Here is a 25883-nt window from a genome sequence, read left to right as displayed (position 1 = left end):
CAAAACCCTGAACTGGCTGACCCCCCAAGAGAAACTCAACATGCTACTGTCCACATAAGAACATGTTGCGACGACCGCATGAATCCACCCCACATTGGTTGCCAACACCGGCAGCTAGACGACGCCGAGGATCCGGTAGAGCTGGATCTGGCCGTACACGACGAAGTCGCCGCCCGTGCCGCGGGCCAGCCGCACCGGCCGGAACCCGGTCGCCGTGGAGAACGACAGCATGAGCACCCCCTGCTCCAGGGTCTCCACCGTGACCCGGTACGCCCCTTCGGCGAAATACCCGCGCACGACCTTGGCCAGAGCGTCTTCGAGTTGGTCCGCGGGGATCACGTGCATGCCCGCACATCCCCAGAACTCACGCACGAGGTCGTAGTCCCGCTGTCGCGCGGCGTCGGGGAGCGTCGGCAGTTTCCTGGCTTCCTCGACAGCCTTGGCCACGTCGGCGGGACGTACCCGCGACGCGCCGACTTGCTCCGCGAGTTGGGCGTAGGCGTGCTGGGCGTCGTTGTTCAGGTCGTCGTTGACCATGAACCCGCATTTCCTGCAGAACACCTGGGTCCGGTAGTGGCTGCACGAGACGCTGCGTTCGTCGTCGAGCAGGTGGATCGCCGAGAAGGAGTGCTTCTCCTTCACCAACCGCGATGAGCCGCAGTTCGGGCAGGCTCCTGCCGGGCCTGTGGTGCGTCGCCGGAAGAACCGCATCGCGATCGAAATCCCCGTTCTGGCAATGGCACGACGGCCTCGCCCAGGCTGGACGAGGCCGTCGTGCCGTCAGGTGTGGTTATGTCTGTGCGTCACAGGAGGTGAAGGTCGGGCTGGTCCGTGCGCTGTAGATGCTCGCGCCGCCGTTGGGGTCGTACTTCAGCGGCACGGTGATCTCGTCCTCCGCCGTCCACGGGAAGCCCTGGGTGTCGAAGGTCCACTTGCCGGTGACCTTGGTCGCCAGTTCGGACAACGCCACCCAGCCGTACTGCCGTGGCGGCACGGTCACGACGAGGCTGTTGCCCAAGTCCTGCTTGAGATCCATCGAGATCTCGCCGTGCACGGTCGCGGAGACCTCGGCCTGCAGCGGCTCCATGCCGACAGTCAGCTTCGCCTGCAGGCTGAAGCCGATGGTGTTCTTCCACCCCGTCGAGGTGGTGAGCGAGAACGTCCACGGGATCGACGTCGACGTCCCGTTGAACCACACCGGCGACACGCAGGTCGCGGGCATCAGGAACGGCGGCGTCTGGACACCGGTGGACCACGAACAGGTCGCGCGGTCCTTGGCGCACCGGGCAGCCGCGAAGTCGACGGCCGAGTGGTACGCCACCGAGTAGACGTCCTCGGGCAGAACCCATTGCTGTGTGGGCGAACCGTTGCAGGCCTCGGTGGCACCGGCCTTGTTGTTCATGAAGTCGGTCTTCACGCCGAGGCACAGGCCGTCCGCCTCATGGCGGAGCATGAACGCCTTCTGCGCCGAGCCGTTCACCGGCTGGAAGTACCACTTCTCGCTCGCGCGCCCGTCGCACGCCTGCAGTGTCGTGGTGTTGAGCCGGGCGTCGAGGCACTTGTTGGCGGTCTCGTTGACGATCGCGAACGCGCCGTCACCCGCCGCGGTGTTGATCCGCCACGACTGGGCGGAGCCGGGAGCCGGGGCGACCACGACGGTCCCGTTGTCGAAGCTGCCGCTCTTCTTGACGTCCAGCCGTTCGCCGCTGCCGACGGACGTGAACGACAGCTGGATCAACGCCATCGGTGCCGCTGTGCTGTCCTGGGCGGCAGCCGGGGCCGAGGTGAGCCCGGCGGCCGCGAGCAGCGCCGCGGCGGCCGTCACGGCGCCCTTCCACGATAATCTTCCCACTGGGGTGTTCCTTTCCCTGCAAAACGGTGTGAGTGTCATTTCTTGCGGACCTTCTTGGCTATCCCGCCCGCGACCACGGCGACGCCGATCACGATCGAGGTTCCCGGGTTGTCGGCGTCCGCGTGGACGGCCTTGTCGACGGCCTTGGCCGTGGACTGCTCCCTGTTGTGGCCTTGTTCGAACCGCAGCTTCGTGTCCGTGTGGCCCAGTTCCGCCCGTCGCTCGCCCATGTTCGCCGGGCAGGTGCAACTCCGGCCCGGGCCGGGGTACCCGGCGGCGCCGTGTACCGGGCACGCGGCGTTGTGGACGAGGAAGTCCTTGTCACCGGACCGGATGTGGAACGTGTGGACGTTGCTGATGCTGAGGTTGTGGACGGTCTGGTTGTCGACCAGGCCGCGGTCGAGAACCGACGTGACACGGCCCGCGCCGGATCGGTCGCCGACTCTGATGTCGCCTGCGTCGACCCAGCCACGACCGTCGACCCACATCGGGTGTTCGGCGGTGGCTGTGATCGTGCCCGCCTGCGACCCTTCGACCCCGATGTCGATCAGGTGTTTCACGCCGTACCCGACGATCACCGCCGCGACGGGCTGTGCGGAGGTGACGCCGGTGGCCGGATCGGTCGCCTTGACCAGGTCACCGACCTTGACGTCCTTGATCTGTTTGGCGGTGCCGTCCGCCATCACCACCAAGGTGTCCGGCGCGAACGAGTTGCACTTCTCCACCGCCTGTGCGGCCTTGGCGACCACCGGCGCCTGCTTCGCGGCCTGCTTGGCGACGCTGCTGACCAGCTTCCCGCCCGGCACCAGGCCGACCGCGTTCGCCGCGGCCGCCTTGTAGTTGCCCTGCGCGAGCTGCCCCGCCACGGCCACACCGGCGCCGACCGTCCCGACAGGACCGGGCACATAGGACACGACTTCGGCCGCCTTCGTGGCGACCTTGACCGCCGACTTCCAGCTGAACGTCCCGGCCAGGTCCAGGCCGTTGACCGGGTCCGCGTCGACGTAGTCGTAGTCGTTGGCCGAGCCGCCCGACACCGGGTCGACTTGGAGGAACCGGCCGAGGACCGGCAGGTAGACGCGGGCGCCCATCTCGATGGCCTGCTGGCCGCCGAGGTGCTCGACCGGTCGTTCGTGCTGGCCGAGCCAGCCGAAGTCCATCCCGCCAGCCACGGTCCCCGCGACCGGGATCGCGGTGAACGCGCCCGTGCCGGGATCGATGTTCTGCCCGAACGGGTCGTACAGGTGGATCGGACCGGTCCGGGTGGCGCTGCCGTCCGCGGTGAACAGCAGGTCGCCGTGGATGTTGGGATAGGCCCAGCTGGTCGTCGGCTTGTCGTAGTTCTTGGTCAGCAGCACTCCGCCGGGCAGCGGCACGATCCGTTGCAGCAGCTTGCCGGTGCTGTCCAGGACCAGGTCGGCGGTGTCCTGTTTGGAACTGTAGGAGTAGCGGGTGTTGCCGTTCTTCGACGAGTCACCGGCGCCGGTCACGGTCCTGGCGGTCAACCTGTCCTGCGGGTCCCGCGTGTAGCTGATCGACGTGCCGATCGCCGTGGTCGTGGACATGTGCCGGTTCGCGGCGTCGTAGCCCAACGTGTCGCTGCCGACTTTCACCGTGTTGCCACGGCTGTCGTAGCTGAACGCGAGGGCGGTGCCGCCGCTGGTCGACAACAGCCGGTCGGCGCCGTCGTAGCAGTAGCCCGTGGTGACAGCAGGACCGCCGTTGAGACTGTCAGTCGACGCCGTGCGGTTGGTGTTCTGTCCCGCTGCCTTGTTGGACCCGCAACCACCGGCCGCGTCGTACCGGTAGGTGAGGGCGTGGTGCGGGACGGTCGCGGCGGTCAACCGGCCCACGGTGTCGTAGGTGTACGAGTACGTCGCCGCGGCCTTCCCGTCGACGGTGACCACGTCGTCGATGACCCGGTTGTCACGGGAACGAGCCACCGCGTCGACCACAGTGGACGCTGACGTCTTCCACGTCATCGAGGCGAGCTTGGCCGACCCGTTGTACGCGACCTGGTCGAGGCGGGAACCGTTGCCGTAGACCACGCTCGCCAGTTCGGTCGCCGCGTTGTACGCCGGTTTGGCGACCGGGACACCGTCCACTTTGACTTCCGTCAGCTGGGAAGCCTCGCTCCACTTGTAGTCGACCGTGCTGGTCACGCCCTTGACCGTGGTCGTGTCCTTCACCAACCGGCCGACCTGGTCGAAGGTCGACTTCGACGTCACGCCGTTGACGTCGGTGTAGCCGACCTCCTGGCCGATCAGGTCGATCACGGTGGTGATCGACCCGCTCTCGTCGGTCACCTTCGAGGTCAGCGGATCGCCGCCGACGGCGTAGTCGGTCAGGACTGTGCGCGCCGGTTTGCCGCCGTACGCCGGGAGGGTCTTCTTGACCACCCGGCCACGCGAGTCGTACCAGCTGCACGTCCACGGCTCGTCGCCGATGCGGCTGGCGACAGTGCGTCCGGCGGCGTCGTAGACCGTCTCCGTGGTGAGCGGTGGCCCGTTGTCGGGCTTCGCGTCGACGACGATCTTGGGCATGCCGCCCTGGTTCGCCGCTGGAGCGCCCGCGTCACACGGGTTGCCGCGGGTCTCGGCGTCGCCGTAGAAGGTGGTGGTGTTGCGTTTGACGGGGTTGGTGATGTCCCCGGCGGGCAACGACTCCGCCAGTTTGCGCAGGTACCCGTTGCCTGGCCGCTCGTACAGCGAACGGGTGGTGAGGTTGAGACCACCGGGGTCCGACGTCTTGGACACCGCGAGCCCGAGCACCGGGTCGATCCCCGCCGCCGAATCGCCGTACGCGGTGACCGTACGCCGTGACGGCGCCCGCTCCACTGTGCCGCCGGAACTGTCCTCTGTGATCGTGCTCGTCTCCAGGCCGTATCGCGGTCGCAGCACTGAGCCCGGCACGGTCACCGGGGCGCCCGTGCCAGGCGGGGTCCAGGTGAAGTTCAACGCTCCCGTTGTGCCCGAACGGTTGTAGTAGTCGACCCGGATCCGGTGCCAGCTGCCCGGCGTGGCGTTCTTGACCTTGCCGGACACAGCGGTGGAGGCCTTGTCGCCCCAGCTGTCGACCACCAGGACGTCGTCGACCCACAGCCGGACGCCGTCGACGACCGTGAACCCGAGGCCGTACTCCCCGGTGGCGGGGAACTGGATCTCCCCGGTGAACCGGCCTGACCAGCCGCCGGTGTTCGCGACCGGCGCGGCGGACCGCCATGCCTGCGACAACGTCCCATCCGCGGTGCCGACGCCGGTGGCGAACAGCGCGGGGATACCGGACAGGTACGGGTTGTCGTAGTACGCCGTTGACAGCCCGGCCAAGCCCTCGTCGTACGCGGAACGGACATGCGGCATGCTCGCCGCGCACGCGGGCGTCGGCGTCACGCCGTTGAAACACGAAGCCGGTGCGGGCCCGTAACGGTCGATCGGGCGGTCGGCGTGGTCGTACACCGTGGTCGAACGACGGCCCGCGCTGTCGACGGCGGCAACGGCCTTGTCCTTGGCGTTCCACTCCGCACTGATCACAGTGCCGGTGAAGTCGGTCGTGTTCAGCGTGCGCCCGGCGTCGTCGTAGGTCACCGTGCGGGACCGGGTCGCGTCGTAGACCCCGGCCACGGCGACCGTCGCCTGCTTGCGTTCGAGGTAGTACTGGTAGAAGTGCTCGGCGCGCGCCGCCTGACGGCCGTCCGGGGACGGCGCCAGGACCTGGACCGCCCGCAGTGCCGGTGGCTCCTGCGGCTGCTCGATCACCGAGTCGTACCCGATCACCGTGCAGGCGGCGGCGACGTCATCGGTGTTGGTGCAGCCGTTGCCCGCTGACGGTGCCTGCCGGGCGACCCAGTCGTAGGCCAGGCCGCTGCGGAGTGTCGTCAGCGGGCCGATGCTGTCGATGGCCTTCTGCTTCTGCTCCTCGTCGTCGCCGGCCTCGTCGTAGCGCTGCCTGGCCGTCGCCCTGCCCTGGTAGTCGTAGTCCCGGATGTCCGCGCCCGGGTTCTCGATCCTGGCAAGGGTTTCCAGCTGGTACCACAGCCGGGTCTCGGTGCCGTCCCAGTAGCGGATACGGCACAGCATGTGCGGCGGCACCGGGTCCGCGCCGGGCGGACGGGACACACCGCCGTAGCAGCTGTCACTGTTGTCCGTGTTGTAGAACAGCGTGTGCGCGCGGCCGGAGACAGGGTCCTTGATCTGCGTCAGGCGTGCCGGTGAGCCGCTGTAGGTGTGCTGCAGGGTCGCGGGTTTCTTGCTGTCCAGCACGGTCGCCACCGAGGCCAACGTGCCGTCCGGGTTGAACACCGACACGACGTCGGTCTCGGTCACCGTGATCCGGCCGGTCGAGTCGAACGCGAGCACGCCGTCCTCGCCGGGCGGCGGTGTGTAGCCGCCGGTGGACGCCTTCGCCCAGGTGTGCTTGCCGCCCGCGCTGTCGGTGAGCACCACCGAGCCGTCCAGCATCTCGGCGCTGCTGTAACCACCGGCCTGCGTGGCCAGGGTCCAGCCACCCGGCAGCGACTGCGTGTCGGCGGAGTACAGCCACTCCGTCGGCACGATCCGCGGTTCGAGGTTGTGGGTTCGCTCGGTGCCCGAACCGACTGTGCTCTTGGCCCACAGGACCATCCGGGGGCGTTCGGCCGAGTGGTGGTACAGCTCGACCTTGATCGGCACCCGCTGCCCGGCCTTCAGCGCGACGTCCCTGTCCAGCTTGGGTCCCGGCTGGAGGAAGTCGTCACCGACCTCGGCGGCGTTCGGGTTGTCGTGGACGAGCTTGCCGTCCACCCAGATCCGGGCGCCGTCGGTGTGCCCGCCGCCGAACCGGAAGTCACCGCTGACCGGCGCCTTGAAGTGGCCCTCCCACCGCACGACGAACCAGTCGGAGTTCAGGGCCTGGGGGAGCGGGTTGTCGCGCCACGGGAAGTTGTCCGGGTTGCCGCTGAACGCGATGCCCCAGTCCAGGTTGACCTGCGACTCGCCGCGCGTCATCACCGGGATGGGGTCCGGTGTCCCGGTGTGGCGCGAGTCGTTGAAGTAGGACGCCCGCACGCCGCGTGGCGCGCCCTGGCGTGAGTTGTAGGCGAAGGTCACGCCCGCAGGCCCACCGACCGCCGGGAAAGACGGTCCGGCCGCCTCGATGTGGGCGTTGCCGTTGAACAGGTTCACCGTCACCGGGCTCAGCCGGTCGGTCGGCGCCGGGCCCGGATCACCCACACGTTGGTTGACCGTGAAGTGCCCGACCCACTTGGCGGGCGTCATGGTCGTCCCGCCGGGCACGGCGGTGCCCGCCGTCCACGTGTACCGGCCGCCGTCGTGCAACACGTGCTTGGGCACGGTCCACGTCGGCTCGGGCAGGCACCCGGAGTCCACCACGCTGCCCGAGCGGCCGTCGAACCCGGTGGACACCTTGAAGCAGTACAGAACGCCGTCGCCGACCTCGGCGACCTGCAACGCGGGTGTCTCCGTGGCCACGACGGCGCCGTCGACCGGGCTGACCAGAGTGGTCTCCGGCGGGTCGCCCGCGGATCTTCGCGCGTCGGCCCGTGCCAGCAGGGGCTTGAAATCGGCCTTCGGCTGGTGCGGCTCGGCCGCCTGGCGCGGCTTCTGCACCTCGGCTGTCGGCACGGACAGCAGCGGTAGATCTCGGGGTACCTGTGCGGCGGGTGGCGCCGCTGAGGACGGCGGCGACACCACCACCTGTGTCAGCGAAGCCACCACCAACGGTGTCAGTACGAATGCGATAGCGCGTGGAGCCATGACCCCCTCCATCGACATCGAGTACCGCGCGGCAAATGCGCGCGGCGGCCGATCATGGGGTTCGGGCCGGTCGCGGGGACAGGACATCTGGCCTGCCATCCATGTCCGGTGGCCGTGACCAGGTCAGATGTCGATAGGTACCGCTCGGTGCCGTTCTCCTGGTTGAATTGGACCAGACCATTCGAAGACGATTGGAGCTGACATGTCGCGACCTACCCTGCGGCGCGCATTGTCTTTCGTTCTACCTGTTGCCACCGCTGCGACGCTGTGGTCGGTGATCCCTTCGGCGAGCGCGGCACAAACCCGTGAGGTTCCGCTCGACGAACTGCGAGTAGTCAACACCGAGGTCGCGTCCGGCCTGTCCCGGCCGAACTCGATCGCCGCGCTGCCCGACGGCCGGCTGCTCATCACCGAGAAGCGCGGCACCATCCGCGCGTACGACCGCAGGACCGGCCTCGCCGCCAAGCCGGTGCTGGACATCCAGGACCGGGTGAGCGAGACGGAGAACGAGCGCGGCCTGCTCGGCGTCGCCATCCCGGCCGACTTCGCGCGGAGCAGGACGATCTACGTCGCCTACACGCGCAAGTCCGACGAGGCCGTGACCCTGTCCCGGTTCCGCCTCGCCACCGGCAAGGAAGAGGTGCTGCTCGCGCAGCAGCACACCGAGTTCGGCAACCACAACGGCGGCAACCTGGCCTTCGGCAAGGACGGGTTCCTCTACTTCGGCATCGGCGACGGCGGCGGTGGCGGCGACCCGCTCAACAGCGGGCAGAACAAGAACACGCTGCTCGGCAAGATCCTGCGGATCGACGTGAACCGGGCGTGCGCCCCGCTCGCGTACTGCGTCCCGCGCGACAACCCGTTCGTCGGCGTCGCCAACGCGCGTGCCGAGATCTGGGCATGGGGACTGCGCAACCCGTGGAAGTTCTCGTTCGACCCCGCCGACGGTTCGCTGTGGATCGGGGACGTCGGCCAGGGCCGGTTCGAGGAGGTCGACCACATCGGCGCGCGCCAGGGCGGCGTGAACTTCGGCTGGCCCTGCATGGAGGGGCCGAGCGTGTTCGACGAGACCCGGTGCGACCCGAACACCCGCTACACCGGACCGGTGTTCAACTACCTGTCCGGCACCGAGGGCTGTGCGGTGATCGGCGGTCACGTGTACCGGGGTCAGCGGTTCGCGAACCTGGCCCGTGGCGTCTACCTCGCCACCGACTACTGCTCGGGTACGGCGTTCGCCGTGCGACCCAACCGCGACGGCACCTACGCCAGCGCGCCGATCGGGACGTTCCCGATGGACTCCAGCGCGATCGGTGTCGACAACAGGGGCGAGTTCTACCTGGTCGACGACTTCGCAGGCAAGCTGTACGCGCTTACGTTCCAACGCACCCGCGGGTAGCGGCCCGGTCGACGGGACAGGGTCCGGCCCGCCGGGTCCTGTCCTGATCGCCGGGGAATCTTTCCGGTCCGCGCGGGTGGGGTGGGCCCGGCTTCGGCCGGACCCACCCTTTCACGTCTCCGGCCAACTCTCCGACGTCAGGGTCTCGCGGACCTCCGCGACCCGGTTGTCCGTCCACTTGACGGCCGGGTCGTTTTCGAGGAACGACAGGACGATGGTCGCGATGCCCAGCGCGGGTTGAGACCATTCGGCTGCTTCGGGGGCGTCGAACGGGTTGGCGTGGAAGCGTTGTGTCGCGATGTCGGGGTTCGCCGGAGCCATCAGCACGAGGCCGCGGATCGTGGCGCTGGCCAGGCTCGCGACCGTGTCGAAGGTGGCGCCCAGTTCCGGCCGCAGGCGCAGGCCGATCAGGGTCGTCACGCGTTCGTAGGCCATCGCGACCCCCGCGATGAGGATCCGCTCGGACTCGGAGAGGCTGCGCTGCACCTCGTCACGCAGTTCACCGTCGTTCAGGCTGCGGAATGTCGAGTGCAGGGCGAAGTACGTGCGCCACTCCGGTGAACCGTGGAAGATCTCGAACTCGCTCAGCGCTCCGGTGCGCAGCACCTCCGCGGCCAGCGCGCGCCGCAACCGCGGGGTCACGAGCCAGTCGAGCCGGTCGAGGATCACGCGTTTGACCGCGTTGACCGCTTCGGGGTTCGCGCCGAGGATGGCCGGACTCGCGCCCTTGGCGAGTTCGATCAGCAGGTCGCTGAAGAACAAATCCTTGTACGGCCAGCGGCGGTAGACCGCGCTGCGGGACACACCGGCGTCGCGGATCACGTCCTCGAAGCTGATGTGGTCGAGGCTCACGGTCAGCCCCGCCGCGTTGACCATGGCCAACGCGGCCTGGAGCATCCGCTGCCCGGTCTCCTCGTCGGAGAGCCTGCGACGTCGCCTGGTCAGGCCTGTGCTCGGGGGTGGTTCGGTCAACGTTGCCCACTCTCCAGACTTGGGATACAGTGTCTCAAGTTTCGTATTTCAAATACTAGCTACCAGCATCCTAGTTGCCATGAACGGCAGTGATCGGACGGCTGGCGCGGACCTGAAGAGGGGGTACGGCATGACTGATGCCGCGAACGCGAAAAAGGCAGTGGTGGCGATGTACGTCGGACTGGCGCTCACCGTATTGGCGGGACTGACCGCGATCATCGGCAGTGACAGCCTGGCCCAGCAGTTGCACGCCATCGAGGACGCCTGGATCGGCCACGACAAGGCGAGCGAAAGCCAGTCCATTGTGCTCACGTACCTGCTGACCTTGTCAGCACTGGGGATCGTTTCGTGGCTGTGGTTGGTGTGGGCGGTCAAACGAGGCAAACGCTGGGTCCGGCCCGTTGCCACCACCGTGTTCGTGCTCGGCAGTGGCGTCGCCGTCATGAACCTCGTGATGGAGGAGTACGGGCAGACGATTCTGCCCACCCTGCTGGGGATGACGGGTGTGTTGCCCTGTGTCGCCGGTTTGGCGGCGGTCGCCCTGCTGTGGCGCAGCCGCAGGGGTTCAGCCGTATGGACCTCGGGTAGGCCGAGTGCGGGGCCGTAGCGGTCGATCGCCGAGCATCGACCCCCGCCGGGGGGCGAGCGAAAATGGATGTCACCAGGGTGGACGGCGGCAGCCTGGTCGGTGGACGCCGTCGACGGTCACGCGAAGGACGGCGTCCTCACCGCGGTCGAGGTCAGCCTGGACCGCGGCGAGGACGCGTGAGCTCGGGAATCAACTGCGGAACGGCCCGGTCAAGCTGTCTATAGTGGATACACGCCCGTTCTTGACGACCATCCGGACGTCCGCGAGCCCGGTGATGTCCCTGGCCGGGTCACCGCCGGTGACCACGAGGTCGGCGAGCTTGCCCGCCTCGACGCTGCCGAGGTCGCGTTCGACGCCGAGCTGGCGCGCGGGCAGCAGGGTGGCGCTCTGCAACGCCGTGAACGGCGTCAGCCCGTACTTGGTCATCGCACGCAGGTTGAGGTGCAGGCTCACCGCCGTGCTGTCCAGCGGGGCGTCGGTACCCGCGAGGACCGTGCCACCCGCGTCCAGCAGCCGTTTGATCGTTTCGACGTTGCGGCGGGCCTGCTCCGGTGACCCGTCCAGGAACCCGCACGGGCCTGTCCCTTGCGCGCACCGGAGTTTGGCGAGCAACGCCTGCTGCTCCTGCGTCGTGTAGAGCGCCTTGATCCGTGGGTCGTCGACGATGCCGGGATCGTCGGCCAGCAGCGAACTCGCGCTGAACATCGTTGTGCTGAACGGCATCTTGCCGCGTGCCGCGAGCTGGATGACGTCCTCGTACACGCCGCCCGCGGACGACTCGCGGGAGAACCCGAAGCCCCACTTCGTCGGCCCGGACAGGTGTTCCTTCATGTCCACGCCGTTGGCGACCGCCGGGCTCAGGTAGTGGGACGTGGTGCCGATGCCAAGGCCGTGCGCACGACCGGTCACCTGCGCCTGCCAGTCGACCCGGAACCGCTCGTAGGTCTTGATCAGGTCGTAGCCCAGGCCACGGACCCGGGACAGCTCCAGCTCCAACTGCCGCTCGTCACGCACCGGCCGCGCGAACTCCCAACCCACGCGAGAGCCTTCGAGCATCTCACCGGTCATGAAGTACCGGGGCCCGACCCGCGTCCCGGCGGCGAGTGACTCACGTTCCTCGACCGCCCGGTACGCGGGGTCACCGGTGGACCGGGTGGTGGTGATCCCGTACGACAGCAACAGCCTGCCTTGGCGGTCCCCGGTGAACTTCGAGCGCATCTGCTGGTGCATGTGCATGTCCACGAGACCGGGCGTGACCGTGAGCTTGGACGCGTCCACGAACTGCCAGCCGCGCCGGTCGCGGTCCGGCCGGTGCGGCTCCACCCGCTGGATCCGGTTGCCCACGACGATGATGTCCACGTTGGTGCGCGGTTCGGCGTGCCGTCCGTCCCAGAGCCTGCCCGCGTGGATCACCAGTCGCGTGTCCGGCTTGTCCTGGGTGAACGTCAGCCCGTTCGGCACAGCGCCTGATCTGCCCTCCAGTGTGGTCGTCCGGAGATGACCGTTGTGCAGGTACAGAATCGTCTTCGCGTCACCGCTCCACGTCGGGGAGTCGCTCGCCTCGGTGGTGATCTGACGAGCCGGTCCCGTCGGCGTTCCGGTCGGGTCGACCGGGAGAACGTGGATCGTGCTGTTCATGGAGAACGCGAGCAGCTTGCCGTCCGGCGACCACTCCGGGCCGTCACTGCCGCGTGTGGACACCGACCCGAACGGCGCCGGGTCGACTGTCCTGGTCACGCCGGTGGCCGCGTCGGCGAGCAGGATCCGGTTGCGTTCGGCGTCGGACACCGTGAGCGCGAGGAACTTCCCGTCCGGTGACCAGCTCGGCTTGCCCGGTGCGTTCAACGGCCCGAGCACACGCCGCACAGCCGCACTGGCGAGGTCCACGGAGGACGTCTGACCGAGCTGGTCCTGGAACGCGAGTTGACGACCGTCCGGCGAGAAGACCGGTGCTGTCTCGGCACCGGGCAACGTGGTGACCCGTCGCTCTTTCCCGCTGGCGACGTCGAGGACGTACAGGTCTTCGGTGCCTGCCTTGTCCGAGGCGTAGGCGATCTGCTTGCCGTCGCGCGACCAGGTGGGATCGGCCTCGAAGAACCCGTCCGACGTCAGGCGTTTCGGGCTGGCGCCGATCGGCAGCAGCCAGATGTCGTTGAGCGCCTTGAACACCACGGACCGGCCGTCCGGCGACAGCGCCGGTCCGTCGATACCGCGCACCGGCTGCGGGCGCCGCGTGTCGAAGTCGTAGGACTTGTGGCGGTACTGATCCCGTTTCAGCGTGAACGTCGCCGAGAACGGCACGGTCCGGGACGTGTTGGCGACCACGTCGGTCACGGCGATCCGCCCGTTCGCGCTGTAGACCAGCTCGGTGGGCGACAACCAGCGTGCCGGGAACGGGAACACGTCACGGTACGAGCCCACCTGCCGTACCGCGCCGGACTCGAACACCTGGAGGGAATTGTTGCGCACGAACGAGATCCGCTTGCCGTCCGGCGACCACGACGGCGCTGAGACGAAGCCCCGGTCGGCCGGGACGAGCGTCCGCACCGCCGAGGTGCCCAGGTCGACGCTCTCGACCGTGGTGCCCTGGACGTACGCGATGCTGCGCCCGTCCGGCGCCCAGGTCGGCTGTGTTTCCTGGGTGGCCGCCGTGGTGACTCGGTTCAGTTCACGGGTGCGGACGTCGACTGTCCAGATGTCCGCGCTGCCACCGCGGTCGGACGTGAACGCGATCCGTGTGCCGTCCGGGGACCACGCCGGATATGTGTCGTCGTACTCGCCGTCGGTGAGCTGCCGCACCGAGCGGCCGTCCGGTGTGATCGTGCGGATGTGGAACATGCCGTCTGCGAACGACTGCAGGGCGATCTGGCTGCCGTCGGGGGAGAAGACAGGCCAGAACGGGTCGAGGAAGCCGTCGCCGAGCCGGGTGGCCGTACCGCCACCACGCGGCAGCGTGAACAGCTGGCCTTGCAGGTCCATCACGATGCTGCCGTCCTTGGGGGACGCCGTGACCGCGAAGTTGGTGCCTTCGGTGACGGTGACTGTGACCGTGTTGGTTTCCGCGCTGACTACAGGCGCTGGCACGATCGCCACTGTGGTGACCGCCGCGCACACGAGTGCCGCACGGGCGAACCGAAACTTCATCTGTGCTCCTGTCGGTGGGAACCCGGCTGTTCACGGTCGGGAGGAAGCCGATGCCTTGACCCGGCAAAGGGTGCTCGCACTGGTGTTCCAGAATGCGGAATGTGAAGGTGGTGGTGCAGGTCAAGCTGCTGCCGACGCCCGCGCAGGCGGCGGCGTTGGCGGCGACTCTGCGGGGGTGTAACACGGCCGCTGATCGTGTGTCGGTGGTGGCGTTCGAGCGGAAGGTGTTCTCCCGCAACGACCTGCACAGGCTGGTGTATCCAGAGTTGCGGGCCGGTGGGTTGGGTGCGCAGGCCGCGGTGCGCACGATCAAGAAGGTCGTCGATGCGTACACGACGCTGCGCGCGAACCTGCGGGCTGGCAACCTCGGGCGTGCCGGGTCGCGACGTCGGGTGAAGGCCGAGTCGAAACCGATCACGTTTCGGCCGGACAGCGCGCAGCCGTTCGACGACCGGATGCTGTCCTGGAAGTATGACGCGCGGACGGTGTCGATCTGGACCACCACCGGCCGCCTGAAGGACATCCGCTTCACGGGCCATCCCGACCAACTCACCCTGCTGGCCAGACACCGACAGGGCGAATCGGACCTCATCTGGCGGAACGGGACGTGGTTGCTGATCGCCACGTGCGAGGTGGCTGAGCCGGAGGCGTTCGAGCCTGTGGATTGGGTCGGTGTCGATCGTGGCATCGTCAACCTCGCCACCACCTCCGACGCCGTGAACTTCTCGGGTCGTGGGTTGTCTCGGTATCGGCGCTGGCAGGCGCGGAAACGCCAAGAATTGCAGGCGAAGCGGACCAAGTCCGCGACCCGGCTGTTGAAGCGGCTTGCTCGGCGTGAGTCTCGGTATGCGCGGCAGGTGAACCACACGGTGGGGAAGGAGGTGGTGGCCGTCGCGCAACGCACCGGTCGCGGGATCGCCCTGGAAGAGCTGGGTGGTATCCGGGATCGGGTCCGGCTTCGTCGCGACCAGCGGGCCACGCACACTTCCTGGCCGTTTCACCATCTCGGTGAGGTGCTCGCCTATAAGGCCCGCAGGGCTGGGGTGCCGGTGGTGGTAGTGGACGCGCATTACACCTCCCAGACGTGTCCGCGGTGCGGGCATGTCGCCCGCGCCAACCGGTCGGATCGGGACCGTTTCTTGTGTTGTCGGTGTGGCCTCGCTGGGCCCGCTGATGTCGTCGCCGCCGTGAACGTCCGTGATAGGGCGCGGCGAGCGTGGGTGTTGGTCAACGCACCCGCACCCGCGTAAACCCGTGGGTGGATGCGTCCCGCACGCCACACCCAGTGGCGCACGGAGAACGCGACCCGGCTTGAACGGCACCGAGCCCCACGCTCGACCGTTCAGGGCCGAGAAGTTGACGCCGGATACTCCTGACCGGATCAGAGCCCGAACGCGAGCAGGACGTTGCCGTGGTCGCTGGGGTAGGACGGCCAGTAGCCCGACTGGACGTAGAGCATGCCGCCCGCGATCACCGCGCCGCCGTTGCCGGAGATCGCGCTTCCCCGGCCGGTCAGGCCGTTCACGCCGGTGAAGTCACGGATGGTGTCGAACTCCCAGCGGACAGCGCCGTCCCGGGCGTCGTAGACACGCATCTTGCCGTCCACGCTGCCTTCGTACACCAGCCCAGGCGTCGTGCTCACGGCCGGTGTGTGAGCGCGCATGCACACGGTGGGGTGCTGCGCCGCGCCACCGGTTGTGCAGCCGTCGACGGGGTTCGGCGTCTGCCACACGATGTCGCCGTTGGCCGGGTTCAGCGCGAACACGGTACCGGGGTTGCCCCAGTTCGTGGCCATGTAGAGGTTTCTGCCGTCGAAACTGCTGCCCCACTGGATCCCGGACAGCCCACCGCCTGGCATCGGCACGGACAGCTGCCGCCGCCACGAGACCTCGCCCGTGCGTGCGTCGAACGCGTGGAAGACGCCGCTCTTCTGGCCGATGCCGACCATCGTGCGGCCGTGCACGCGGTACAGGGTTGGCGTGGCACCGAGGTCGTAGTCCAGTGCGGTGCCGTCCTTCTGGCCGGGGCAGTAGCCCTCGGAGTTCGGGAAGGAACACAGCAGCCGCCATGTGTCGGCCTTGGTCACCTGTTGCTTCCACCGCACAGCGCCGGTTCGCGCGTCCAACGCCAGCAAGGTGTCGAAGTCGCCGGTGGTGCCGGAGTAGAGCTGCCCGGTGCCGACGTACAGCGTGCCGGTGTGCTCGTCGATCACCGGCGAGCTCCACACGCCCGCGCCCGACGGTTCGTACCTGGTCGCACCGCTCGGCCACGTGCCGATTGCCTGCGGCTCGGGAACCGTGTAGTAGCGCCAGGTCAGCTCGCCGGTGTCCGCGTCGAGCGAGTCGATGTGCCCGCGGAACGTGCAACACGGGTAGTTGCGGTCGGGGTTGACGTTCTCGCCGCTGGACGCCCCGACGTAGATCTTCCCCCGGTAGTAGAGCGGGGAACTGGTGTGCATCCCGGCCGGGTGCGGTTCGGTGTCCTTGTTCCACACCACACGCCCGGTCCGCTGCTCCAGTGCGTAGATGTGGCCCTGGTTGTCGCCGAAGTACACCTTGCCGCGGGCCACGGCGGGCCCGTCGATCACCACGGCTCCGGGGTGGACAGTGCCGAGCTCGAACGTCCACCTGGTGGCACCGGTTCTGGCGTCCAGCGCGTGGAACTTGCCGTCCGGGCTGCCGAAGTAGATGCCGCCGTCGACGACAGCGGGCTGGCTCTTGGCGGGGAAACCGTTCTTGGGATAGGCGAATGCCCATTTCAGGCGCAGTTTGCCGACGGTGCGCGGGGTGATCGTGTGCTCGGCCGCGTTGAACCGCGAACCGGAACTGTCGCCCTGCCAGGTCGGCCAGTCGCCGAACCGGTGCCCCAGTGGCTCCTTGTCGGCGGCTGCGGTACCGCCGACAAGTAAAGCGGTGATGGCGGCCAAGACAGTGACGCTGAGTTTTCTCCGCTGCAAGAACACTTCTGCCCCTAGTGAGTCGGGAGTGGCCAGTTGTTCTCGAGAACGCCTGCAACGCGCCGCAGTGTGTCACTCATCGTACTGTCGCGAACGCGCTCCGCTCTGCTCCGAACAAACCAAATCTCCGTCACGCACCCGGGCTTTTCACCACGTTGCGACGAAAGAACACCTTGACATCTACTGTGGACTGTCGGCGTGCTCCGCGCAGAGGCAGCCGACGCCCTTGGCGATCCAGTCCCGGCCCGCCCACTCCGGGTGCCGCTCGATCATCAGCGCCTCGACCTCGGCGACGACGGTGTCGGTCGACACGGCGGAGTCACGCCGCGCCCACGTTTCGTCCCGCAGCAGTTCGAGGTAGTCACGCACGTCGGCGAGCAGCCCCGGCCCGGAGACATCGCCGTGGCCGGGCACCACCACCTGCGGTTCGCCTGCGATGAGGCGTCGCATCACCTCGATCCACCGCAACCCGGAGACGTCGGTGTCGTACGGCGGAAACCACGGGAAGATCGCGAACTGGCCCGCCTCGGCCAGATCACCCGTGAACAGCACACCGGCGTCGGGGACGGTCACGACCTGGTCACCCTTGCTGTGCGCGCGGCCCGTGGCCGTCATCCGCACGACCCGACCACCGAGGTCCAGCTCGTAGTCGTGGTCGTAGACGGTGTCCGGCGAGACCAGTTCGACACCCTCCAGCTGCCTGGCGACCGGCGCGCCCAATCCGCGAAACATGTCCAGGTAGCTCGGCCCCTTGTCGGCCAGATCGGCGGCCTGCGCACGGTTGATCAGGTACGTCGCCGCACCGGCGAAGACCTGGGCGCCGAACGCGTGCTCAGGGTGGAAGTGCGTGGTGGTCAGGTAAAGCCTGCGGCCCTCGGCGTACTCGGCGGCGAACGCGAGCACCTTCTCGGCGTTGCGCGGCCCCATCCCGGTGTCGACGACGAGAACGGAGTGGGCGCCGCCGATGACACCGATGTTGGGCACGAGCTCAACCCCGCGATTGGCGATGACCACCACGTCACGGGCGACGTCCGTGGCCTGACTGACCTCGACGGCCGGATCGTGGGTAAGCGGTTCGAAAGGCATGACTCCACTGTGCTGTGACCACCAGACCCCCGTCCAACACCGGCTGAGCAGCAACGATGCCGAGCAGGTATCATCACTGGTCGTGGAGCTCCGGTTGTTGCGCTACTTCATGGCGGTCGCCGAAGAAAGACATTTCGGACGAGCGGCAACCAGACTCCACATGACCCAGCCACCCCTGAGCCGGGCGATCAAACAGCTGGAAACAGACCTGGGCGTGGTCCTGCTGAACCGCTCGGCAACCGGAGTGGACCTCACCGCAGCAGGAAACACCCTGTACAAGGAAGCCGCCGCACTGCTGCAACACGCCGAGCAAGCCCGAGCCCGAGTAACAGCGGCCACGACGCTGACGGTCGGCACACTCGGCGACAGCGCAGGGGAGCGCGGCACAAGACTGGCCGCGACATTCAGACGGCACCACCCAGACGTGACAATCCGGTTCCGCGAAGCAGACTTCGCAGACCCCACCACAGGCCTGCGCAACGGCGTGGTCGACGTGGCACTCACCAGACTCCCGTTCAACGACACGGGAATCAGCACGAGAACACTCCGCCAGGAACCGGTAGGGGCCGTCCTGCGCACAGACGACCCCCTTGCCACCAAAGAAATGCTGACCTTGGCAGACCTGGAAGACCGCCCATGGTTCCAACTGCCGGAGGGAACAGACCCGGTCTGGCGCGCCTACTGGAACGGAGCGAAGCCAGCAGGAGAAAGGCCGCAAGGACCAGTAGTGCGCACCGTCCAAGAGTGCACGCAAGCAGTGCTGTGGAACGGAAACGTCGGCATCGCCCCCGTAACCCACCCCCAACCGGAAGGCCTGCTCTGCGTGCCACTGAAAGACATGCCACTGAGCCCACTGGTGGTCGCATGGCTGACAGCACGAGAAGACCAGCTGATCAGATCCTTCGCGGCAACAGCGATCGAGGCATACCGGTAGCCAACAAACCCCATCGATGACCAACCCCAAACCCAAACCTCGAAAACCCGAAAACCCGAGAGCGGTGCCGATTTTACATGGGGTGGGGGTGGCCGTAAGCTTTCTGGCGCGGAGAGCCCCGTCAGTTTGGCAAGGTCTGCGCTTTGGCCTGCAGAGAGGGGCTCCTCCTTTACGCTCGAAGAGGCCACCCCCGGGGTTCCCATGTCAAATCGGCGCCGCCCCGGCCCACCATGAGCCCATGAACTCGAGCATGCCCAAGAGCACCAAGAGCACTAACTCTTCACGCCGTCGAACATCCCAGGCTGATAAGACCCAGCCGGATTGCGAACGATCACATTCATCCGGTTGGCGGCGTTGATCAAAGCAACCGCCGCGACCAAAGCAGCGACCTGATCGTCGTCATAGTGCTTGCGCACCTCAGCCCAAGTCTCGTCGGAAACCCCGACGTGAGCATCGGCAAGCCGAGTCCCCTCCTCGGCCAAAGCCAGCGCGGCCCGCTCGGCATCGCTGAAAACCGTCGCCTCACGCCAAGCAGCGACCAAGTTGAGCCGCACGGCGCTCTCGCCGTCCGCAGCGGCGTCCTTGGTGTGCATGTCGACGCAGAACCCGCACCCGTTGATCTGGCTGGCGCGCAACGAGACCAGTTCCTGAGTGGCCTTGGGCAACGAGGACTGCCCGATCACCATGGCGGCGTTGGCGAACCGCTTGCTGAACTTCATGGCGACCTCATTGCCGAACATGTCGAAACGAGCGTTCACGACGCACTCCCTTGAAGTTGAGAACCGAACGCCCACCAGACGCCGCCGCCCGGAAACCTGTGACAGTGACAGGCCCCACACCACCCCGGTGTCACAAACCGGCGGCCCATGGCGTCTGCTGACAACGCAGAAGGAGGCACGCCCATGGAGCCAGAAGACCGTCCTGACCCAGCGACAGAGGTGTTCCTCACCCACCGCAACCTGCTGTTCACGGTCGCCTACGAGATGCTCGGCTCCGCTGCCGACGCGGAGGACGTCCTGCAGGAGACCTGGCTCAAGTGGGTGGGGGTCGACCTGGACACGGTGGAGAACCAGCGCGCGTACCTGGTGCGCATCACCACTCGCCAAGCCCTCACGCGGCTGCGCGTGCTCGGCCGCCGCAAGGAGTCCTACGTCGGTTCCTGGCTGCCCGAACCCCTGCTCACCACGCCCGACGTGGCCGAGGACGTCGAACTGGCCGACAGCGTGTCCATGGCCATGCTCCTGGTGCTGGAGACGCTCGCGCCGACTGAACGCGCGGTGTTCGTGCTGCGGGAGGTGTTCGACGTCGGCTACGACGAGATCGCCGAAGCGGTCGGCAAGTCCCCGGCGGCGGTCCGCCAGATCGCACACCGGGCCCGGGCCCACGTCTCCGCGCGCCGCCCCCGCGAGGTCGTTTCCCCCACTCAGACGCGAGGCGTGCTGGACGCGTTCCAACGAGCGGTCGAAACCGGCGACCTGCAGGGCCTGCTCGACATCCTCGCCCCGGACGTCGTGCTGCTCGGCGACGGCGGCGGCGTCAAACAGGCCGTGCCGCGCCCGATCGTCGGCGCCGACAAGGTCGCCCGCCTGACGGTCGGGGGGCTGGAGAAGTTCGCCACCAAGCTGGCGATCTACCCGGTCCAGGTCAACGGCTGCCCGGCGCTCGCCGTCCACCTGGACGGCGAGATGGACACCGTTGTCGCGGTGCGTGTCGACAATGGGCGAATCACCGGTCTTTATGCCGTTCGCAATCCCGAGAAGCTGTCGCACATGGATCGGGAAACCGCGCTCAGCCGCTGAGTCCGAAAAGATGCCCGAAAGGGTGTCCGAAAATGTGGGATGTCGGTCGCTCGTGGCTCCCCCTTGGCAATCCACGAGCGACCGACCGACTGGACGTGGCCGTTTGGGGACTTCCCTGGGGCTGGTTCGGCGGCCACGAGCTGATTTGTACCGCTTCCGTGTTGTTCGGTGTCGGTGGCTGGACGCCGAACGACAAGGTCCGAACAATGGAGCCGGTCAGCGAGGAAGGGGAGCCTCATGGTCCGGCGCGAACGTCCTCTCGACACCGAGAACGCGGTGTTGTCGCAGTTCGCAGCCGGGTTACGGCAGTTGCGGCACGAGGCGGGAAGCCCGCCGTATCGCGAGCTCGCGCAGCGCGTGCACTACTCGGCGGGCACCCTGTCGGACGCCGCGGGCGGACGCAAGCTGCCGACCCTCGCGGTCACCCTCGCCTATGTCCGGGGATGTGCGGGCGACACGGATCTTTGGGAACGCAGGTGGCACGAAGTCGCTGCCGAAGTGTCGTCGACCAGTCGGGACGACGATTCCGCCGAGGCACCCTATGTCGGGCTGGCGCCGTTCCGGGTCGAGGACGCCGAGTGGTTCTTCGGCCGTGAACGAATGGTCGAAGACCTCGTCGCCAGGGTGCGGCGCCGTCGTCTGCTCGCTGTTTTCGGTCCGTCCGGTGTCGGGAAATCGTCGTTGGTGCGCGCCGGTTTGCTGCCCGCGATCCTGAGCTGCCAGCCGGGCAGGAAGATCCCGATCCTGTTCACGCCGGGCGAGCACCCGGTCGAGGAATGCGCGATCCAGCTCGCCGCCCACCTCACGACGGCTGCCGGGCAACTCTGCGATGGCCTCCGCGCCGACACCCGCAACCTGCACCGCACGGTCCGGCAGATCGTCGCGGAGCAGTCCGACGACACCGAACTGCTGATCGTGGTCGACCAGTTCGAGGAACTCTTCACGCTGTGCGCCGACCGCACGGAACGCGCGCACTTCATCGATTCGCTGGTGACCGCGCTGACCGTCGACAACAGCCGGGCACGGGTCGTCATCAGTGTCCGGGCGGACTTCTACGCCCACTGCGCCGACCACCCCGAGCTGCGCGAGATGCTGTCCGACGCCCAGGTCCTGGTCGGGCCGATGGGCGCGAGCGACCTGCGTGAAGCCATCACCCGGCCCGCGGTCAAGTCCGAGTGCGCGGTCGAAGGCGCGCTGGTCGCGGAGCTCGTCGCACACGCCAGCGGCCAGGCCGGGCTGCTGCCGATGGTGTCGCACGTCCTGCGGGAGACCTGGCGCCGCCGTCGCGGCAACACCCTCACCCTCGCCGGGTACCACGCCGCGGGCGGCATCCAGGGCGCCTTGGCCAAGACGGCCGAGGACCTCTACAGCTCCTTCGACGTCGAGCAGCAGGCCGTCGCGCGGGACCTGTTCCTGCGGCTGACGGCACTGGGCGAGGGCACCGAGGACACCAAGCGGCGCATCCGGCGCGCGGAACTCGGTGCCGACCCACGGCTGGACACCGTGCTGGCCGCACTGGCCGACGCCCGGCTGATCACGGTGGACACCGACACCGTCGAGATGGCGCACGAGTCGTTGATCAAGGCGTGGCCCCGGTTGCGCGGCTGGCTCTCCCAGGACCGCGAGGGCCTGCGGATCCACCGTGAACTGACCGAAGCCGCCCGGGCGTGGGACGCGCTCAACCGCGACCCCAGCGCGTTGTACCGGGGACTCCGGCTGGAATCGGCCACGACCTGGGCGGGCACTCCGGGCAGGGGCAACGCGGACCAGCTCAACGCGGAGGAGCAGGACTTCCTCGACGCCAGCAAGGCCGCCGACGCCGCCGAGCGTGCGACGGCCCGCCGCCGCACCCGACGATTGCGTCAGCTGGTCGCTGTTCTCGCAGTCGTCGCTGTCATCGCCGTGGCGGCGTTCGTCTACGCGCTGAGAGCGCAGGAAACAGCGGCAGGGGAGCGGAACGCGGCGATCTCCCAACGGCTGGCGACCCAGAGCGACACGATTCGCAACGGGAATCCGGCGTTGGCCGCCCAACTCGCCCTCGCCGCCTACCGGCTGGCGCCGACGTTCGAATCCCGCAGCAGCGTGCTCAACAGCTACGTGTCGGCGTCCGCACCCCAAGCGCCCGACCGCAAGGATGCCCCCAACGCCGTCGCCTACAGCCAGGACGGCCGGTTGGCCGTGACCGCCCCCGACCCCGACGGCTTCGTTCTGATGGACCTGACCGGCCGGGGCGGGCCACAGCGACTGGCGCAGTTGATCCGCTCCAACGATGCGCTGTACTCCGCGGCGTTCAGCCCGGACGGCCGGTTCCTCGCCGCCGCCAACGGTGAAAGGTTCCACGTGTGGGACCTGTCCACCCCCAGCCAGCCGAGCCCCCTCCCGACGGCCACCGCCGACATCGGCCGGACCTACTCGCTGGCGTTCAGCCCGGACGGGCGCGTCATCGCGACCGTGGGCGAAGACCGGGCTGTCCGCCTGTGGGACACCGCTGATCCCCGCCAACCGATATCCACCGTGCCGAACGGGCACGGCGGCCGCATCCACGAGGTCGCGTTCGCGGCGGGCGGCCGGGTGATGGTCACCGCCAGCGCCGACCACACCGCCAGCCTGTGGGACACAGGCGAACCACGATCGATCCGGAGACTCGCCGTCCTGCCGGGGCACATCGACGAAGTCCGGTCCGTCGCGATCAGTTCGGACGGACGCCTGGTGGCGACGGCGAGCTGGGACCGGACCGCGCGGCTCTGGGACATCGCCGACCCGCAGCGGCCGTACCAGTTGGGCGTCCTGTTCGGGGAGTCCAACCGGATGGTCTCGATCGTGATGAACCCCGCGGGCAACGCCGTGGCCACCATCGACGAGGGCCGCACCGTCCGGCTCTGGAACGTCACCACACCGAGACGGCCACGCATGATCGGCTCCATCGCCGGGCACGGGCTCACCCAGAGCACGATCAGCGCCGAAGGACACGGCCTCGCCAAAGCCGGTCTGTTCGGACTGCTGTACGAGACTTCCATCGTGGGGGCGGACGGCCCGCCGGTGTCGGTGAAGCTGGCCGGGCACACCGACGCCGTGTACTCCGTGGCGAGCGATCCGTCCCAGCCCGTGGTCCTGACCGGGAGCAACGACAGAACCGCGCGACTGTGGAACGTCAAGGACCCCCAGAAGCCCGAACTGGTGTCCAGCTTCACCGGTCACGCCAGCGGCATCCGCACGGTCGCGCTCAGCAGCGACCACCGAACGGCCGCCACCGCGGGCAACGACAACGTCATCCGGCTGTGGGACACCGCTGGCCCGCAGGAGCAGTCCACTCCCGTCGCCACGCTCCCCGGCCACTTCGGAGCGGTCAATTCGATCGCGATCAGTCCCGACGGGCGCACGATAGTCAGCGGCAGCAGCGACAACACCGTGGTCCGATGGGACATCAGCAACCCGCGCCAGCCCCGTTTGCTGCAACCGCTGGCTGCCAACGAAGCGGCCGTCATCAACGTCGTCGCGTTCAGCCGTGACGGCACGATCGTCGCGGTGGGCAGCGCGGGACGGACGGTTCGGTTGTGGGATGTCGAAGATCCCGAGCGGCCGAAGCGGCTGGCGGTGCTCACCGACCATGTCGACCGGGTCCTGGCGGTCGACTTCAGCCCGGACGGCCGGACCATGGCCACCGCGGGTGCGGATCACACGGTGAAGCTGTGGGACCTCGCCGATCCCGCCCGGCCACGGGCACTGTCCACTTTCAGCGACCACGCCGGGCCGGTGTACTCCATCGACTTCAGCACCGACGGGCGCACACTGGCAACGGCCAGCGGCCCGGACACGGTGCGCCTCTGGGACGTGACGGATCTCCACCGGCCACAGGTGTCGGCGAAGCTCACCAGCAACGGCGGCCAGGTGTGGTCAGTGGCCTACAGCGCGAACGGCCGTACCCTCGTCACCGGATCCGACGACCAGATCGCCGCACTGCGGGAAACCGACATCGAACGCGCCGTCACCCAGATCTGCGCGGTTGCCCACCCGCGCATCACCGAGGACGAGTGGGAGCAGTACCTGCCGGGCATCGATTTCACCCCGCCTTGCCACTAGCTTCCTTGAACGCGGGCGTCCGCGGCACCAGCGAAAGCAGGATCGTCGCGACGACCGCGGCGACGGCGAACACGACGAAGCCGAGCCGTGGATCGCCGCCCGCGACGATCCAGCCGATCAGGACGGGGCCGACGATGGTGCCGAGCCTGCCGACCCCGAGGCTCCACCCCAGCGCCCGTGCCCGCCAGTGCGTCGGATACGACTTGCTGACGAAGGCGTTGATGAGGATCTGCCCGCCGTGGCCGCCGACGCCCGCGAGGGCGATGGCCAGCAGCAGCGGCGGCTGAGGCAGCTTGTACTGCATGACCACCAGCGCGATCGCCATCCCGATGTAGGTGAGGACGACGACTTTCCGGTTCCCCCATCTGTCCGTCGCCGCCGCGATGAACAGCGACCCGGCGACGGCGCCGAGGTTGAGCACGAGCAGGAACACCAGTGACGAACCGAGCTCGTACCCGGATCTGCGCATGATGCCCGGCAGCCACGTCGCGAGGCCGTACCACGCGAGCAGCCCGCAGAAGGTCACGGCGGCGAACAGGATCGTCGCGGTCCGGTACCCCGGGCTGAACAGGCCACCGCCGACCGACGCCGGGGTGTCGTCCTGCCCGGTCGTCTCGGCGAGCTGGAACCGCGTCCTGACCGCGGCGGCCTCGTCCGCGCGGCCTGCCGATTCGAGGAACGCGACCGATTCGGGCAGGGCCTTGACCACGATCGGCAGCACGATCACGCCGGGGATGACCGCGATGAAGAACATCCAGTGCCAGCTGAGGTTCGCCAGCACCGGGATGGCCGTGAGCGCGGCGAGCACGCCCCCGATGGGTACTCCGCCGAGCATGACCGTGTAGGCCAGCGTGCGGTGCCGGGGGACGGCGAACTCCAGGGTCAGCGCCGACGCCGCCGGGATGAGCGCGCCGATGCCGAACCCGGCCAGCAGCCGGAACAGGCCGAGCGAGACAGGCCCCGCGGCGAACCCGCACAGCCCGGAGAACAGGGTGAACTCGGCCAGTGCGGCGATCGCGACGGGACGCCGTCCGTAGTGGTCGCAGAACCAGCCGGAGGTGAGCGCGCCCGCCAGCGCGCCGACGAAGACCGCCGCGGCGACCCAGCCGACGTTGCCCGGTGTGAACCCGTATGCCGGGTTCTCGGTCAGGACGGGCAGGACGACGCTGTACGCGACGAGGTCGTAGCCCTCGATCACCACCATCACCCCGCAGAGCGCGGTGATCAGGATCGAGGTCCGCGCACCCTGGCGGTGTGAATCCCGTTGCGGCGTATGCACATCGGGCAGCATGCCGTCCACTGCGGTCTCGGGTATGCTCTTTTCT

Annotated in this window: 15 protein-coding genes; 6 read left to right on the top strand and 9 right to left on the bottom strand. The window is 68.1% G+C overall.

Features of this window, described 5'->3' with window-relative positions; genetic code table 11:
* Window positions 1–114: 114 nt before the first annotated feature.
* The 3 genes from ALI144C_RS03775 to ALI144C_RS03765 form a co-directional block, all read right to left on the bottom strand.
* Window positions 115–642, bottom strand: a complete 528-nt coding sequence (locus ALI144C_RS03775; protein WP_076985577.1) for a hypothetical protein — start codon at window positions 640–642, stop codon at window positions 115–117.
* Window positions 643–790: 148 nt separating this feature from the next.
* The gene (locus ALI144C_RS03770) at window positions 791–1852 is read right to left on the bottom strand and encodes an RICIN domain-containing protein (protein ID WP_168211162.1); all 1062 of its coding nucleotides are present in this window, start codon (window positions 1850–1852) and stop codon (window positions 791–793) included.
* A gap of 35 nt (window positions 1853–1887) precedes the next feature.
* A complete protein-coding gene (locus tag ALI144C_RS03765) occupies window positions 1888–7602 on the bottom strand; it encodes a PA14 domain-containing protein (protein ID WP_076985575.1) in 5715 nt (1904 codons plus the stop codon).
* 274 nt (window positions 7603–7876) lie between these two features.
* On the opposite strand from ALI144C_RS03765, the gene ALI144C_RS03760 reads away from it, so the two are divergent.
* A complete protein-coding gene (locus ALI144C_RS03760; protein WP_237773956.1) occupies window positions 7877–8998 on the top strand; it encodes a PQQ-dependent sugar dehydrogenase in 1122 nt (373 codons plus the stop codon).
* Between the two features lie 111 nt (window positions 8999–9109).
* Here the strand turns inward: ALI144C_RS03760 and ALI144C_RS03755 are convergent, their stop codons facing one another.
* The gene (locus tag ALI144C_RS03755) at window positions 9110–9970 is read right to left on the bottom strand and encodes a TetR/AcrR family transcriptional regulator (protein WP_076985573.1); all 861 of its coding nucleotides are present in this window, start codon (window positions 9968–9970) and stop codon (window positions 9110–9112) included.
* A gap of 130 nt (window positions 9971–10100) precedes the next feature.
* Here ALI144C_RS03755 and ALI144C_RS56575 point away from each other — a divergent pair, with 130 nt between their 5' ends.
* Window positions 10101–10577, top strand: coding sequence for a hypothetical protein (locus ALI144C_RS56575; protein ID WP_202818843.1), 477 nt, complete (start codon window positions 10101–10103; stop codon window positions 10575–10577).
* Between the two features lie 171 nt (window positions 10578–10748).
* Here ALI144C_RS56575 and ALI144C_RS03745 read toward each other — a convergent pair whose 3' ends face one another.
* Window positions 10749–13703: an amidohydrolase family protein gene (locus ALI144C_RS03745; protein ID WP_083752680.1), complete on the bottom strand. Its 2955-nt coding sequence runs from the start codon at window positions 13701–13703 to the stop codon at window positions 10749–10751.
* Between the two features lie 92 nt (window positions 13704–13795).
* On the opposite strand from ALI144C_RS03745, the gene ALI144C_RS03740 reads away from it, so the two are divergent.
* On the top strand, window positions 13796–14953 hold the full coding sequence (locus ALI144C_RS03740; RefSeq protein ID WP_193441148.1) for an RNA-guided endonuclease InsQ/TnpB family protein: 1158 nt from the start codon (window positions 13796–13798) through the stop codon (window positions 14951–14953).
* A gap of 131 nt (window positions 14954–15084) precedes the next feature.
* On the opposite strand, the gene ALI144C_RS03735 is transcribed toward ALI144C_RS03740, so the two are convergent.
* Window positions 15085–16620 carry an outer membrane protein assembly factor BamB family protein gene (locus tag ALI144C_RS03735; RefSeq protein ID WP_441297529.1) on the bottom strand — a complete coding sequence of 512 codons (1536 nt, stop codon included), beginning with the start codon at window positions 16618–16620 and terminating at the stop codon, window positions 15085–15087.
* Window positions 16621–16839: 219 nt separating this feature from the next.
* Window positions 16840–17745 carry an MBL fold metallo-hydrolase gene (locus tag ALI144C_RS03730; protein WP_076985571.1) on the bottom strand — a complete coding sequence of 302 codons (906 nt, stop codon included), beginning with the start codon at window positions 17743–17745 and terminating at the stop codon, window positions 16840–16842.
* 82 nt (window positions 17746–17827) lie between these two features.
* On the opposite strand from ALI144C_RS03730, the gene ALI144C_RS03725 reads away from it, so the two are divergent.
* The gene (locus ALI144C_RS03725; RefSeq protein ID WP_076985588.1) at window positions 17828–18679 is read left to right on the top strand and encodes a LysR substrate-binding domain-containing protein; all 852 of its coding nucleotides are present in this window, start codon (window positions 17828–17830) and stop codon (window positions 18677–18679) included.
* 272 nt (window positions 18680–18951) lie between these two features.
* Here ALI144C_RS03725 and ALI144C_RS03720 read toward each other — a convergent pair whose 3' ends face one another.
* Window positions 18952–19437, bottom strand: coding sequence for a carboxymuconolactone decarboxylase family protein (locus ALI144C_RS03720; RefSeq protein ID WP_076985570.1), 486 nt, complete (start codon window positions 19435–19437; stop codon window positions 18952–18954).
* A 144-nt stretch (window positions 19438–19581) separates the two neighbouring features.
* On the opposite strand from ALI144C_RS03720, the gene ALI144C_RS03715 reads away from it, so the two are divergent.
* Window positions 19582–20478, top strand: a complete 897-nt coding sequence (locus ALI144C_RS03715) for an RNA polymerase sigma-70 factor (protein ID WP_237773954.1) — start codon at window positions 19582–19584, stop codon at window positions 20476–20478.
* Window positions 20479–20715: 237 nt separating this feature from the next.
* Window positions 20716–24558: an nSTAND1 domain-containing NTPase gene (locus ALI144C_RS03710; protein WP_076985568.1), complete on the top strand. Its 3843-nt coding sequence runs from the start codon at window positions 20716–20718 to the stop codon at window positions 24556–24558.
* Here ALI144C_RS03710 and ALI144C_RS03705 read toward each other — a convergent pair.
* Window positions 24539–25849 carry an MFS transporter gene (locus tag ALI144C_RS03705; RefSeq protein ID WP_076985587.1) on the bottom strand — a complete coding sequence of 437 codons (1311 nt, stop codon included), beginning with the start codon at window positions 25847–25849 and terminating at the stop codon, window positions 24539–24541. The two genes, ALI144C_RS03710 and ALI144C_RS03705, sit on opposite strands and share 20 nt — an antisense overlap.
* Window positions 25850–25883 lie beyond the last annotated feature (34 nt).

This window comes from Actinosynnema sp. ALI-1.44, from assembly GCF_001984155.1.
In the GTDB taxonomy this organism is placed as follows: domain Bacteria; phylum Actinomycetota; class Actinomycetes; order Mycobacteriales; family Pseudonocardiaceae; genus Kibdelosporangium.
Note: the sequence above shows the minus strand (reverse complement) of the source record. Positions and strands in the feature narration are given on the sequence as shown.

Bases quoted from the DNA above. Each gene is read 5' to 3' on its own strand.
- ALI144C_RS03765 (WP_076985575.1), bottom strand. From the start codon at position 7,602: ATGGCTCCACGCGCTATCGCATTCGTACTGACACCGTTGGTGGTGGCT.
- ALI144C_RS56575 (WP_202818843.1), top strand. From the start codon at position 10,101: ATGACTGATGCCGCGAACGCGAAAAAGGCAGTGGTGGCGATGTACGTC.
- ALI144C_RS03745 (WP_083752680.1), bottom strand. From the start codon at position 13,703: ATGAAGTTTCGGTTCGCCCGTGCGGCACTCGTGTGCGCGGCGGTCACC.
- ALI144C_RS03740 (WP_193441148.1), top strand. From the start codon at position 13,796: ATGCGGAATGTGAAGGTGGTGGTGCAGGTCAAGCTGCTGCCGACGCCC.
- ALI144C_RS03730 (WP_076985571.1), bottom strand. From the start codon at position 17,745: ATGCCTTTCGAACCGCTTACCCACGATCCGGCCGTCGAGGTCAGTCAG.
- ALI144C_RS03715 (WP_237773954.1), top strand. From the start codon at position 19,582: ATGGAGCCAGAAGACCGTCCTGACCCAGCGACAGAGGTGTTCCTCACC.
- ALI144C_RS03710 (WP_076985568.1), top strand. From the start codon at position 20,716: ATGGTCCGGCGCGAACGTCCTCTCGACACCGAGAACGCGGTGTTGTCG.
- ALI144C_RS03705 (WP_076985587.1), bottom strand. From the start codon at position 25,849: ATGCTGCCCGATGTGCATACGCCGCAACGGGATTCACACCGCCAGGGT.